The following is a 13904-nucleotide window of genomic DNA, read 5'->3' on the forward strand; positions in this document are numbered from 1 at the left end:
CTTCTATCTCGGTAACCAGCAATTCTGCATCACGACGACCTTGATCCGGGAGATCCAGGATGGGCACCATCGATACCACGGCTTCAGATGTTAGCGATCCGACATATGTAGTGCGCCAAAAATTCTGCCAGAGCAGTCCCAGGCGGTCATCACCCTGAACGAATATCCAAAAGCGGCAGAAAAATCCCATGGGCGCGCAAATCCGTACAGCCGCGCAGAAAATCGACTACCGCGTAATGTTTGCGACGCGGTTATGCGGTAGTCCTAAAATAGCAGCGGAGGGAATAGCTGCTCTTCTACACCTTGCCTGTAAATTAGCCTTTTCTCGGAGAGCATTTAGGTTGAAACAACGTATAGGTGATCACTTTGGGACGCTTGAACGCAAGGCAAGATTGCTATCGACATTTGCAAACGCCAACCGCCTGCATATGCTGCAACTGCTTGCAGCAGGTGAAATGTCGGTGGGAGAGCTTGCTGAAAAAGTGGAGCTGAGCCAATCGGCGGTTTCACAACATTTGGCGCTCCTTCGTGAGGAGAACATCGTCAAGGCGCGAAGAGACTCACAGACAAAATACTATGCTCTTGAATCAGAGGCAGCTAGAACACTTCTGGACACGCTTACGGATATATTTGAGCTGCAGCTGCAGTCGGGACTTGGCAATTTTTTACTTGGCGACAGCTAAGTGCACCACGCGCCAATTTGTAGACCATGACCATCATCCCAATTGATCCGTCGCCCGGTTGCCCGCTCACGGCAGATAATGCTGGAACTGCTGCAGCTTTGCTTCTGGGGCTGCTCGACCAAATGCGATTCATCCGCATTGCCCAAACAACGGGAACGCACCTTCTTCAAGAAGGTGCCGGGCGCGGTGGCGTTCCAGATGACCGTTTTCGAGTTCGCCTTCCAGGCATGACTTTCGACACCTCCGTTCCCACGCGCCGCACTCGACAATTGCGTTGGAGATTCTGGGCATGCGGTCGGAGACCTCAATGGAGCTTTGGACAAGTTCCGGCCGAAGCCTCAAACAGACTGGGCGACCAACTGAAAGCAGGAAGCGGCACCCACCCCAAGGATTGGGCCGGAATGAGCAGACATCCTCTTCGTGGAAGACACTTCAAAACACTATCCGAAATTCAGAACAGAGGCATTGAATGACCAGCAGGAAATACTCGTGGGCCCGCAACCTGTCGCGTTCGGCGGGAAAACTTGTGGCGGGACTTGCCGCGCTGACGATGTATGCCGGCATAGCCATCGCTCAGGTCGCCGTGCCTGGCACGTCGGTTACGATGACGCCGCCGGAGGGCTTTACGATTGCCGGTGGGTTCAGCGGCTTCGAGAACGCCGAAAAGCAGGGCAGTTTCCTCATCGCAGAGTTCCCTGCGGAGGCGGCCTCACAGCTCTCGGGCCTCTTTGCTGATCAAAGCGGCGCAGCAACCGCCTTTGCGCAAAAGGGAATCACAGTCGAAAGCCGTGAGGAGATTGACAACGCTGATGGTGACACGATCCCGCTTCTGCGCGGAAGCCAGGAAGCGAATGGCGTGACGCTCGAAAAATGGATGGCGCTATACGCGGCTGACAAGGTCGTTATGGTCACATTCCAGATCCCCAAGGACAGCGCCCTTGACGAGGACACGATGAAGGCAGCCTTCGCTTCTGTGAAACTCGCTGGCGCTTTTAATAAGCCGGAGGGTGATCCCCGGCTTGCTGAACTGCCTTATGAGTTCGACATTGTCGAACCGTTCCGCCTGGCGAGCGTCACGGACCGTACAGGCGCGCTGCTGACCGTTGGTCCCAAGGACGTCGATCCCGAGGCCACGCAGCCCCAGATCGTCTTGACCTATACGGAATCCGCCGCGCCGGTTAGCGACCTCAAAACCTATGCCAAGATCATCATGAACGCACTTGGCGATGCCGTGACCATCGAAACACAGGAAGAGACCACTTTCGCCGACCTCGACGGCGTCGCCAGCCATGGCACATTTACCGAAAACGGTGTGAAGAAGAACTTCGTTCAGGTTGTTGCGCCGACCGGAAGTGGCGCATTTATCGGCTTCATTGGTACTGCATCGCAGGACAAGTACGAAGGCTTGAAGGATGCGATAGAGGAAGTCGCCGCGTCGGTAACGATTAAGGGCTAACCCTACGTCGGTAGCTACACTTGCAAAACGGATCCGCTTTCGTTGCAGGGTGAACGTCAGGTCTGACGATGGATCGAAGCCGCCGCTCTTAAACAAAGGAAGTTTGTATGATCGAACCTTTTCTCGCAAAGCCGCTCAAACTCAGAATGATCGGTCTGGTCTCCTGCGCGATGATCGGCCTGTTCGCCGTAGGCCTGAAACATACCGCGGCAGCCGAGCCGACGGCCGTGCCGGGCACGACCGTAACGATGACGCCGCCGGAAGGGTTTGTTGCAGCGACCGACTTTGCCGGCTTCCTGGACATGGAAAATCAGGGCAGTTTCTTCGTCGCGGAGATGCCTGGCGCGGCCTTCGTTCAATTGTCGCCTCTCTTTGCCGACGAGGACCTGGCGAAACGGAGCTTTGCGACCAAGGGAATAACCATTACCGGACGCCAGGAAATCGAGACTGCGGCGGGGGAGACGGTCCCGCTTCTCCACGGCACACAGGCGGCCAACGGTGTTGTACTCGACAAGTGGATGGCACTCTATGGCGGCGAGAAGACCGTCATGATCACCTTCCAGATTCCACAGGATAGTGCGCTGGACGTAGAGACGATGAAGACCGTATTCGCGTCGGTCTCAACGAGTGCCGCACCAGCGATCGATGACAAGCTGTCTGCGCTGCCCTTCGAGATCGAGGCGGTCGAGCCTTTTCGGGTCGTGGAAGTCCTCGGCGGGGGCAGCGTGCTGATGATGGTTGGCGACAAGGATGTTGATCCTGAGGGATTGCAGCCAATGGTCGTCGTCGCCGTCTCCCAGACGCACGGCGACATGTCAAACCTGGCTGCGGTCTCGGAACGTTCGCTCAGGGAAACAGCCGGTTTTGAGGCTGCAGAAATCACGGCAAAGGACGAAACCACATTCGCCGGTATGGACGGCTTCGTGCTGCGGGGCACTTACGACGACGAAGGGATCAAGAAGAACTTCGTGCAATACATCGGAGTTAAGGAAGGGCGCGCGTTGCGTCTTGTTGGTACGGTGGTCGTCGAGAAAGCTGCTGAACTGAAAGACGCGATCGACGAGATCGCCGCCTCGGTGGAACTCAAGGACTGAGTTTGAAACTCGAAAGGAGGGTTGGTGTCCTGTCGAAATTCGCTTGCCCCGCGCGCTTTTGCGCCGCGAAGAGCGCGGCATCCACAACGGACGCAGCTATGAAATATTGGCGTAATACATTGTGGTCGTGGCTTGGTATCCCCTTGTTGATGCTGGGGACACTTGCCGGCTGCTCCGGCGCACAGCGTACGCTCCAGTACGAGACACGTCCGTCACCCTGGAAGATCTACTACGTTCGCACGCATCATCTGTCCGTTGGAACCACCTATCACTATGAAGTGCGCTTCCGGGGACAGCGTTTCGCCATCCCGAAAGAACTGCTGCGGAGTCCCGGAGATGTTGACGAGTTCGAGTCGGTGACGGCGCCCGAGACCGTGACGCAGGCCGGTGATACGATCACTCTGGTGTTCAGCCACGGAATTCAAGAAAAAAGCGGTTCGATCTCGTACGGAGGACTGCGCGTTGTCCGGGCGCAAGCGATTGATGAAACGAAGGTAAGCCTTGGCGGGCTGGACGGCCAAGGGGCCGCGGTCATTGAACTGCAAACCAGGCCTTGAACAATGATTCAGGCGCCGGCACATTGTTGCTGGGAAGGATCCTTTATGTCCTTTATTGCTGTCTTCAGGCCCGGACTACGCCTATCATTCCTGTTGGCGATTGTCCCGTCGATATTCGCATCGTCCTCGGCACTTGCCATGGACCCGGACAGCCGCGCTCTCTGGGGCGCTTCAGCTATAGCCGTGGCTGATTTTTATCGCCGGCGCCGTGCAAATGGTGGAAGGTGGACGAGGCCGCGGCCAAGAGAGTCATCGCCTGGAGTGGACGCTCGCTTGCGCAACTGCGTGCGTCGGAAGACTTTAAGGAGCAGTTCCAAGCGATGGAGCAAAGTGAAAACTATATCCGTGAGCGGTACGACGACAACTCAATGGCGTGTGACGCCGCCGGTTCGATTTTCGACGCCGACGGGAAAGAATATGGCGTGATGCGCTCGCAATAGACGGAGTGGCGCGGAAAGCCATCGTTGGCTTCCTTTGCCGCAGCGGTCACTGCCCCGGCCGGCCGGGAACGAAGCGCAACCTCGTATTCATGCCGCGCGACTGTCCACGACTTCGGCCGCTTCGAGAAGCGTATCGAACGCATAGGCGATCTTCTCTTCACGCGTGTCCCCGTACCAGATTTGCGGCACGATCGTGCGAAAGCGCGATTGCAGCAGGTCCGCAAGCGCCTCCTTGTCTTCCATCCATTCCAGCATGTCGGCATAATAATTGACGAGACTCGGCGCGGGAAACCGCGCGAGCAGATCTTCGAAACCTTGCTTGACCAAAGCGGGATCGCACAGCGTGCCGGCGAGTTCATGGTCGCCAACCTCCGTGTTGGCCTGCTGGATCAAGGCGTAGAAGCCGAGACCGAAGCGATCTTTCGTCAGCTCGGCCGCGCTCCTGGCAAAAACCTCGAGATCGTGTTCGTCGCGCCCGAGCCAGCGCGGCATGATCATACGGGCGTGAGATCGGCAGAGATCGATGTTGTAGCGGTCCTGCGCCCATGCCGCTTCGAAGCGCTCCTGAAACTCCTCAATCGAGCCGTCGTTCGCCGCACGCCGATAGTCGCTGATGCGCCAGGCAAAGTCATCAGGCCCGGGGCAACTATCGAGCACTTCATCTGCCTTGAGCAGGAACGCCTCGTATTTTTGCCATTGCTCCTGCCGGACATCGTGTCCGTATTCCGTCCCACGCCAGGTGAAAGCGGTCATACGCAAGGCATCGGCATAGGTCGCGGCCGAGAAAGGCGAAGGATGCTGACGAAAGAAGCCTTCAAAGGCTTCAAGCAACGTCTCGTGACGCAACCCCGCATCGTCATCGTCGGGGATCGTCAGGAACTCGTCCAGAAACCATTCCTTGACCAGCGAATAGTGGGGCTTGCCGTTCTCGGCGATACCGTCAGCCTGCCGCGCCGCCTCGAAGGCCTGATGATATGCCAGGAAGTCCCGGCGCCGCCACGCGGCTCGCATGGCATCCCGCTGAGGGATGAGGCGTGGAATCTCGTCGTGCAGTTCGACGAGATGCAGATCGTAGTCTCGCACCAGCCGCTCGTGCGGAGAAAGATTCTGATCGGCGGAGGCAGCGCGTCGGCGGGGGAGCATCCTGTCGCGGAGAATCCCGAGAATGTCCTTGAAACCCATGCCTTTATTCGCCTCCAGGCCTCGATGGAAGTTTCTCCTGCGTCACCAACCAGACTTCGCATGAAGTCAGGCACGGGATCAAGACCGTGTCGGCACTGCAATATAGATTGGCGGATGGGCTAGGCTAAAAGTTCCCCGCTAGTCGGCTTTGCCCTAGCCAACCGCCAACGTGCTGAGGCCTAATTGCTCGCCGTCTGATCCGTTGACTACCGCTTGTAAGCGATCATAGCATCACGGTTACAGATTTGACGCACCCCCTTCAGATGTATTGACCATGATCCGGATCATCACCGCAACGTTGATTACCTTGTTGCCATCGAGCGTCGGCTGGGCAGCATCTCCCGACACACCCGCGGCCGATACCGGCATCGGGCCGAAGCGTGCAGCGGCGTGTGGCGACCTTCTCCTCGGTCTCGAACACAAGCCGCAGCGCCTCGATTTCCTCGGCTGCCGGGTGGACATGGTGTATGGTCTCAAGGCTCTTGTCGCAGACTACCGGGTCGAAGGTCGATACGCCGAAGCGATCGAGCGCTATTTCGCTGATGCCGCGAATATGCCCGTCCTCGGCTTCTACTGTTGCGGTTGGGACTCGATCGGGGCAGCCGGCCGGGACGGGTGGCTGCAGGACGGCGTGACGTCCTACGAGATCTCAATGGGATCTGGCGAGACTCTGTTCAACCGCCGCGAGGATTGGCCACGGATTTCCTGGTTCAGCGTGACGGTGACGCACTACATCGAGGAGCCGTAGCCCCTTCGGCCGGGTCCGTACCGATCGAGACGTTCTTCACATCATATCATCCAACCATCGGCCTTGGCAGCCTCGTGCGATGCTCTTGAACAAGGTACGAAACAGAGAACCTTGTTCAATCTCTTGCGACGGGTGTTGGGTCAGACATCCCCGCTCGAACCAGCGGATGCGCGTACCAGTAGAGTATGTAATCGCGCCAAGACGCAGGCCCGGCTTCGCTGAAGCCGGCGAGATTGTGGTCGCGTTCCACCGCGAAGCGGGAACCTGTGCAAATTGATCACACACCGTTGCCACCGTCTCGGGAGCAGGTAAAACGGTCCAACCGCGACAGGAACCTGCCCGTAGCATCGCACCAGTTGGAATTTCCAGACTCTGGCGATGCTTGTGCGACGTTATGATTGCCCATCATGAAAATGACTGGCTTGGCGGCCGCAAAGCGTTGCTCAAGTTGGCCCCGTCGACTGAGCCAAGTTGGCCGAAATCGGCGCCGGGCCGATTGATTGGGCTTCTTGCACCATCGGCCCCACGTGTTCTCAGCGCAGGATTTCTCACTCCTAGAACCGCTCCTCGTATCACGCGAACGTGATGTGAATTCGCGCTAAAGTGGATAGAGTTTTCGCATACTGGAGATTGTAAAAAACTGATATGCAAGTCTAGCATGAATGAAATTGTATCATTCAAATAGCATCAATTTAGCGGTGTATGCATGCGGCGAACTCAGGTTGGAGCGGCCGTCTTTGTGGTCAATCAGGAGACTTGGTGTGCTCAAACCTACCAAACGTTCTGCGGGTGCGTCGACCACCGGTGCTGTCCACAGTCGCTACAGCACAGTTGTACGTGGTGTTCTGCGCTCTTGCTGGCCCTTGCTTCTATGCATTGGGGGCTTGAGCGCCTGCGATGACGGCGACGACTTTAGCGGCGCTATCGCCGGCAACGTCCTGACGCACGTGAGCAGCGGCCCGGTTCTCCTGACCTGTGATGATTCACTAAAGACCGCTTTCAAGCCGAACGCGAACACCACTGTCATCGCGGTCAAGGAGTTCAAGCGTGGCGATCCGCTTGTACTGTCCGGAGCTCCGACGGCGAACACGCCGACGGCTGCTAGCGATGTCTGCATGGTGAAGCTCAATGTCGGCCCAGGCAACGTTGGCCCTGCCGATGCTCCATCCACGTCGCCAGGGATCGGAATTGAGGTTTGGCTGCCGAGCCGGGCCAGCTGGAACCGCCGGATACACAACCTGGGCGGAGGTGGCTGGCAGGGAGGCGCGTCCGGGTCGCCGACGGAGATCGACGGGGGTGGGGCGTCCGTCGCAGGCGTGGAAGGCGCAGTTTCATCCACTACCGACCTGGGACATTCCGGGGGCATGCTGGGCAGCGGTGTCTTTGCCATGAACCCCAACGGCTCATTGAACGAGAAACTGCTGCATGATTTCGTACTCCGCGGCGGTCATGAACAAGCGGTGAAGACGAGGGCCTTGGCAATCGCCTATTATGGCAAGGCGCCGAAACACACGTATTTTGAAGGATCCTCCGGCGGCGGGCGCCACGGACTGGGCATGGCGCAGAACTTCCCCAAGGATTACGACGGAATTATCGCCGGCGCACCGGCGATCAACTGGACCCGCTTCCTCACGAACATGGTATACCCGTGGATCGTGATACAGAACGATCTCGGCGGCCATCCACTAACGATTGAGCAACTCGATCTCGTTTCGAAAGCGGCGATTAGTGCTTGTGACGTCGTCGGTATGCAACATCTTGGGTACGTCATCGATCCTCCTTCCTGCAAATACGACCCGGTAAAGGATCCGGCCGTGCTGTGTCCTTCCAGCGGTGGAGCCAACCAAACGCCTGATTGCGTGACGACGGTTCAAGCCACAGCCTTCGACAAATTCTGGTACGGCATGACGATCGATGGAAGCCTTGTTTCACCGGACATAGACAACGGCTGGGGCAATGTCACTACAAATGCCCTCCCGACCGGAACCCATCGATGGTGGGGTTACACCCGTGGTACTTCCCTGGATGCCAAATTCCTGGCTGCGTTTGGGGCCAACGGCGTGGCCAGTCCGAACGGGACCTACTTCATCGGACCTGAAATGATTGCCCTAGAGCTATTGAATCCGGGCTATGCGGACCCGTCTTTCGTCAACCAATCGGGCAACGGCCAATCCCTCTGGAAGACGCTCAGCTATACACAGCTCGCGCATGCCTACGATCAGGGGCAGGCACTCCAGCCTCAATTCTTCGGGATCGACACCAACAACCCGGATCTGTCTGCCTTCATAAGGCGTGGCGGAAAGATGCTGACGCGCCAGGGCCTGAACGACGAACTGGTTCCGCCTCAGGGCGCCCTGAACTACTATAGCCGCGTCGCGGCGAAGATGGGCAGCATTGAAGCCGTACGGAAATTCTACAGGCTGTTCCTCATTCCGGGCATGGGGCACGGCAACTGGAATGGTACTTCGAATCCTTCCACCGATATCCCCATGCTCGCGTCCGGTCAATTGTACGGTCTACTGACAAACTGGGTGGAGAATGGAGTCGCCCCCGATCAGGCCGTGCTGGCAAGCAAGGTGACACCGGGCAAAAACCGATTGATCTGTGCGTATCCAACCAAGCCCACCTATATGAGCGGCGATCCCTATGTCGCCAACAGTTGGTCTTGCTCTTGAGAGGACAGACACGCAGGTTCTCGACAGCCGTTTTCCGACACCAACCGCTGCCCTATCAGCGATAGTGACAAAATCTGAGCACTATCGCCTTTTGGGTTCCGGGGCTTGGGACGCACAGCTATAGTGGGCTCTGGTGACTGCGGCGCAACGGGTGGCGGATTTGGGCCGGGAAAGAAAGCTTGCACCCGAAGCAGCCCTTCATGATGACCGAGCGCGTATGAAATCACTAGAAGAACGGTCAGGCCGGGAATGGCAAGCAAGACGGCCGATGCTGCGTCGAAACCCAGCCAAAGCTCTATAGACGTATTTTGTCCTCCAAATTGTTTGGATCGAGCAATCCATACAGAAAACTGCACGACAATGGTGACTGCTACAAATTTACTGGAAACATACGACATGTTTTGCGACAAACATCTGTCGCATATTTCCAGACAAATACTTTAGAGCACAAATAATCTCTCGCGCTCTACGGCCGATCAAAAATAATTAACTATTTTTGTTTAGTTTAATTATTGGTTTTCTACATACAAACTTGGGGAATGGAAACTTCGTGAGGTTGGAGAATAGAAGTGAGCCGCCAGCACACCCGGCCACGGGTGGATGCCTGTGATAGGGCAAGTCGCCTCCGCTCCCATGAAAATTCCCCTCACGCAAATGCTGCGTCGTTCTCGGCATGAAGTCACTGAGCACATGGTTGTCATGAGCTGCGAACCTTTTGGGCCTTGGGAAGAGGATAGAGCAATGAAACTGCCATTCAAGAAACCGATGGTCGGCACCAATTCCAATGCTGTGCTGGCCGCTATGAACAAGTCGCAGGCTATGATCGAATTCGATCCGACCGGAAAAATCCTCGGCGCGAATGAGAATTTTCTGGCCACGATGGGATACAGGGCGAATGAACTGGCTGGCCAGCACCATCGCATGTTCGTGGACCCTGCCTATGCCAAAAGCGCCGACTATACCGCCTTCTGGCAGAAGCTCGGCCGTGGCGAATTCGACGTGGCCGAATACAAGCGGATCGGCAAGGGTGGACGCGAGGTCTGGATTCAGGCCACCTATAACCCGATCCTCTCCACCTCCGGACGGGTGCTCAAGGTGGTAAAATTCGCCACCGACATAACCGCCGTCAAGATGAAGGCCGCCGAAGATGCCGGCAAGCTGGCCGCAATCTCCCGCGCCCAAGCCATCATAGAATTTACGGTCGAAGGTGAGATTCTCACCGCTAACGAGAATTTCCTTTCGACGCTCGGCTATGAGCTGGCGGAGATCGTCGGACGCCCTCATCGCATGTTTGTCGAGCCGGCCTATGGGCAGAGCGCTGACTACGCGACGTTCTGGCGGCGGCTGCGCGCCGGCGAATTCATTGCCGAAGAGTTCAAACGGATCGGCAAGAGCGGCCGTGAAGTCTGGATTCAGGCGTCCTATAACCCGATCTTCGATCCGGACGGCCGTGTGATGAAGGTGGTCAAGTTCGCGACCGACATAACCGGCCGGGTCCATGCCGTCACCGAGATCGGCTCGGGCCTCGGCAATGTCGCAGCCGGCAACCTGGCGTGCGAGATCGCGGAACCGTTCATTCCCGCGCTCGACAAGCTGCGGCTCGACTTCAACAATTCCGTCGAGACCCTGCGCAGCGCCTTGCAGACGGTCGGAAACAATGCCTCGGCCATCGACGGGGCGGCCGGCGAAGTCAGCACCGCCGCCAACGATCTGGCGAAACGCACCGAACACCAGGCCGCCTCAGTCGAGGAAACTGCCGCTGCTCTCAACCAGATCACGGCGACGGTGCAAAATTCGGCCAAGCGGGCAGAGGAGGCCGGCGCGTTGGTCGCCCGCACCAGGGCTGGCGCGGAAAAGTCGGGCGCGGTTGTTCAGCGGGCCGTTGCCACCATGGGCGAGATCGAGCGATCATCCCGCGAAATCGGCTCCATCACCGACACGATGGATGAGATCGCCTTTCAAACGAACCTGCTGGCGCTCAATGCCGGCGTCGAAGCGGCTCGCGCCGGTGAGGCCGGCAAGGGATTCGCTGTGGTCGCCCAAGAGGTGCGTGAACTCGCGCAGCGTTCAGCGAGTGCAGCCAAGCAGATTAAGTCTCTTATCACCAAGTCCGATTCTGAGGTCAACTCCGGCGTGGCGCTCGTGGGCGAGACCGGCGCTGCGCTGCAAACTATCATCGGTGACGTGCAGGAGATCAGTGGACACGTCCTCGCGATTGTGGAGGCCTCACGCGAGCAGTCCACGGCGCTGGCGGAAATCAATACCGCTGTCAGCACGATCGACCAGGGCACGCAACAGAATGCGGCAATGGTCGAGGAAACCTCGGCTGCCAGCGTGAATCTCGCGTCCCAAGCGGAACAGTTGAAGGCCCTGCTTGCAACCTTCCGGCTCGAACCCGACCGGGTAAGCCCCCCTCGGCGTCTGGAATCGTCAGCAGCGTCACACGCAGCCTGATAACATGCCGACCTGAGGCTATTGCAGGCCCTGGCAACCCAGTACACCCTAGGAGCAGCAACTCCTGTTCTAGCTCCTTGCGAATCAACGCCACAAATTCGCGGGCATTCTGCGTCAGGTTCCGCCGGGAATAATAAGCGGATCGCCGAACCGCAAAATCCTTCGGCAAATCGTCGTCAGGGTTGCGGTAGCGGTCGAGCGCACCCTTGGCATTGCTTTCCTTGACAATCGCCGCCAGCTTTTCCTTGCCAACGACCGGAAAGATGATATCGCAAATACGACCGTCCGGATCGTCAATCGATGCTGTGGCAATATCGACAAGCAGCCGTTCCTTGCCATAGACCCGTTCGACATACTTGGCGATATCGCCCACCACCTTTCGTTTCGACCGGGTTCCGATCTTGTGCACCGTCTCCACCAGAAGATCGACCATCGCATCCGTGATCGTCGTTTCCCGCGCCATCAAATACACCCCATAAAGCGCAAGCTGGCGAGCCTCTGTGTGGCGGCGCATCTCTGAAGCCTTCTCGCCGGAAATGCGGCGTATGATGTGCTCGATCCATGCCGGGTTGATGTTTGAGAGAAAATTCCGGGGAAGAGAGAGCTTTCGGATGAACGCCAGCCGCTCGGTGACTTCCAGAATGTTGTCCAGCGTTGCCCGGCCTGCATCGGCTTTCATCGTATTGAAGCCCATCGGTCCTTCCGCGTCAGCCAGGGAGCTTTCCATCGCTGCAACAGGCTCAGGCGGAAGCGCGGCGCTTACCTCATGAAGCCAACAGTCCAGATATTGCTGGCGTTGCGAGCGAACCAACCGTTCCAGTTCCTTGACCGAAGGACCATAGATATTGCGATCCCGGCACCAGAGGAACACCGCCTCAAGCATAGCGCTGACGGGCTGTCCGGACGGGCAAAGTTCGTCGATAATCCAGAAAGACAGCGCTTCCCGGTCCACCCGCTTCATGCGGCGAAATCCGAGATATTGTAAAATCTCGGCGCAATGCCGACGGGCAGTTCTCCCGCCGAAATCATAGCCGGACAGTTCGTCGACTCGCACGCCGATCTGCTCAGCCAAGTATTCGGCCGCGTCTTTCGGAATTTCGGCACCATCCGCGGCGAAAAAGCCGCGCGCGCTGAAAAACTTCAACTGCGCGGCCAGACCGGGCCTTGTTGCCGTCGGCTTGGAATTGATGAAATCAATATCGGTAAAGCTCAGGCTCCATTGGCCGACAAAATCCGAACTCGAAATACCGGTACTCATCACTACGCTCCTCAAATTGCAGCACAATGTCACGAGCAGGCGTTAGGAGAGGTCTACTCAATGCTGAAGGAAATAATTATTTTCCTGACCTAGTGTCAGTACTAGAGCAACTTAAGAGCGCTCAGCCACGGTTACCTCAGCTTAAGAAAACCGTGAGAGTTCCCCGAAATGACAATCAGGTATTCTTTTTCCATACGAGCGGCATCCACGAGATCTACCTGCCGATGACTGACACAATGAAGATAGTTGTGAAAGCGATGAGATCAAAAGCGGACGAGATATTGTCGAAGGGAAATATTCGTTATCAGGGAACCGACCCTGACGAGCTTTCCGAACTGATGACCAGATCCATTTCCCCGGTCAGGGTCGAAGCCTTGAACAAGGGAGGCGTTTCATTCGAGTTCGAATTCGCCTCCTTAGGCCCGATCGGCTTCAGTAGCGCTAGTTATCAGGGCGATAGTCTTTGGAGGCTGCAACCTGGGAACAGAAGTGAAACTTTGCTAATTGTCCTGCCGTCGATCGGGAATTCATCCCTGACAATCGGCCAGCGGGAGGTACATGCAATGCCCGGATCGGCAACGATTGCGAATGGGCACCGTATCGAGAGCGCACGAACCTACGGCCTAGGGCGGCATACCACGATGACTATCGAAGAAACCAGGCTGCTCGGACGGCTGTCTAGCATGTTGGAGAGGCCGGTTCGTGGCGGCCTCGACATCCACCCCAACGTTGATCTTACGACAGGGCCGGGACAGATGCTGAAGCATCTTGTCGAGGCAGCCTCCAGCGGAGTGGTCGGAGCCGCCCCCCTGCGGCAATCGCCTTTGGCGCTCGCCAATCTCTGCGAAACGTTGAGTTGCCTCATCCTTGAAACCATTCCCCATCGGTTTTCTGAGGACTTGTTGCGACCAACTGCGCAACCTGCACCGCGGCATGTCAAACGGGCGATCGACTTCATGCACGCTCACGTTGCCGAGCCTATGTCGCTTGCAGATATCGCTGCGGCCGCCAATGTAAGCGAACGTTGCCTGCAACAAGGTTTTAGGCAGTTTAAGACGACGACTCCGATGGCATACCTTCAACACCTTCGGCTGCAGGGTGCACATCTGGACTTCCTGAACCACGACCACCGGATGACGATTGCCGGCGTTGCGCTAAAATGGGGCTTTGTTCATCTTGGTCGATTCTCCGCCCTCTATCGTGCGGTATATAAAGAGAAGCCTTCCGAGACGGTAAGGCGCTGTCCCGCGAGGACAGACCTTTAAGCTATAGGGCATAGTTCAGCGTGTCGAATCCGTTGCAAACGTCATTCGCATAAGCGGACTTTTGCAACGGGAAAATCGTAACTATTTCAACA

11 protein-coding genes and 1 pseudogene are annotated in these 13904 nt (G+C 57.2%); 10 read left to right on the forward strand and 2 right to left on the reverse strand.

The annotated features are described in order from the left end of the window. The first annotated feature begins 341 nt into the window (after positions 1-341). From ACIQUH_RS11260 to ACIQUH_RS11285, 6 genes are all read left to right on the forward strand, one after another. Complete coding sequence (locus ACIQUH_RS11260; protein ID WP_400815194.1) at positions 342-683, forward strand: ArsR/SmtB family transcription factor; 342 nt, start codon at positions 342-344, stop codon at positions 681-683. A 78-nt stretch (positions 684-761) separates the two neighbouring features. After that, a complete protein-coding gene (locus ACIQUH_RS11265) occupies positions 762-914 on the forward strand; it encodes a hypothetical protein (protein WP_400814875.1) in 153 nt (50 codons plus the stop codon). A 238-nt stretch (positions 915-1152) separates the two neighbouring features. Continuing rightward, a complete protein-coding gene (locus tag ACIQUH_RS11270) occupies positions 1153-2139 on the forward strand; it encodes a hypothetical protein (RefSeq protein ID WP_400814877.1) in 987 nt (328 codons plus the stop codon). Positions 2140-2246: 107 nt separating this feature from the next. Beyond that, complete coding sequence (locus tag ACIQUH_RS11275) at positions 2247-3233, forward strand: LpqN/LpqT family lipoprotein (RefSeq protein ID WP_400814879.1); 987 nt, start codon at positions 2247-2249, stop codon at positions 3231-3233. 98 nt (positions 3234-3331) lie between these two features. Beyond that, on the forward strand, positions 3332-3790 hold the full coding sequence (locus tag ACIQUH_RS11280; RefSeq protein WP_400814881.1) for a hypothetical protein: 459 nt from the start codon (positions 3332-3334) through the stop codon (positions 3788-3790). A gap of 224 nt (positions 3791-4014) precedes the next feature. After that, positions 4015-4230 (forward strand): hypothetical protein, encoded by a 216-nt coding sequence (locus ACIQUH_RS11285; RefSeq protein ID WP_400814883.1) that lies wholly within the window; start codon positions 4015-4017, stop codon positions 4228-4230. Between the two features lie 87 nt (positions 4231-4317). On the opposite strand, the gene ACIQUH_RS11290 is transcribed toward ACIQUH_RS11285, so the two are convergent. Beyond that, positions 4318-5412 carry a hypothetical protein gene (locus ACIQUH_RS11290; protein WP_400814886.1) on the reverse strand — a complete coding sequence of 365 codons (1095 nt, stop codon included), beginning with the start codon at positions 5410-5412 and terminating at the stop codon, positions 4318-4320. Between the two features lie 274 nt (positions 5413-5686). Between ACIQUH_RS11290 and ACIQUH_RS11295 the strand changes: the two genes are divergently transcribed. The 3 genes from ACIQUH_RS11295 (at position 5687) to ACIQUH_RS11305 (ending at position 11289) form a co-directional block, all read left to right on the forward strand. After that, on the forward strand, positions 5687-6160 hold the full coding sequence (locus tag ACIQUH_RS11295) for a DUF4952 domain-containing protein (RefSeq protein ID WP_400814888.1): 474 nt from the start codon (positions 5687-5689) through the stop codon (positions 6158-6160). 884 nt (positions 6161-7044) lie between these two features. Beyond that, positions 7045-8835, forward strand: coding sequence for a tannase/feruloyl esterase family alpha/beta hydrolase (locus ACIQUH_RS11300; RefSeq protein ID WP_400814890.1), 1791 nt, complete (start codon positions 7045-7047; stop codon positions 8833-8835). Between the two features lie 765 nt (positions 8836-9600). After that, positions 9601-11289 carry a methyl-accepting chemotaxis protein gene (locus tag ACIQUH_RS11305; RefSeq protein WP_400814893.1) on the forward strand — a complete coding sequence of 563 codons (1689 nt, stop codon included), beginning with the start codon at positions 9601-9603 and terminating at the stop codon, positions 11287-11289. Between the two features lie 814 nt (positions 11290-12103). Here the strand turns inward: ACIQUH_RS11305 and ACIQUH_RS11310 are convergent. After that, positions 12104-12547: pseudogene (locus ACIQUH_RS11310) on the reverse strand (DUF4158 domain-containing protein); the annotation flags it as partial. Positions 12548-12771: 224 nt separating this feature from the next. On the opposite strand from ACIQUH_RS11310, the gene ACIQUH_RS11315 reads away from it, so the two are divergent. Further along, the gene (locus ACIQUH_RS11315; protein ID WP_400814895.1) at positions 12772-13812 is read left to right on the forward strand and encodes an AraC family transcriptional regulator; all 1041 of its coding nucleotides are present in this window, start codon (positions 12772-12774) and stop codon (positions 13810-13812) included. The last annotated feature ends 92 nt before the right edge of the window (positions 13813-13904 follow it).

The sequence above is a fragment of the Agrobacterium sp. NPDC090283 genome (assembly GCF_044769685.1).
GTDB lineage: Bacteria > Pseudomonadota > Alphaproteobacteria > Rhizobiales > Rhizobiaceae > Agrobacterium.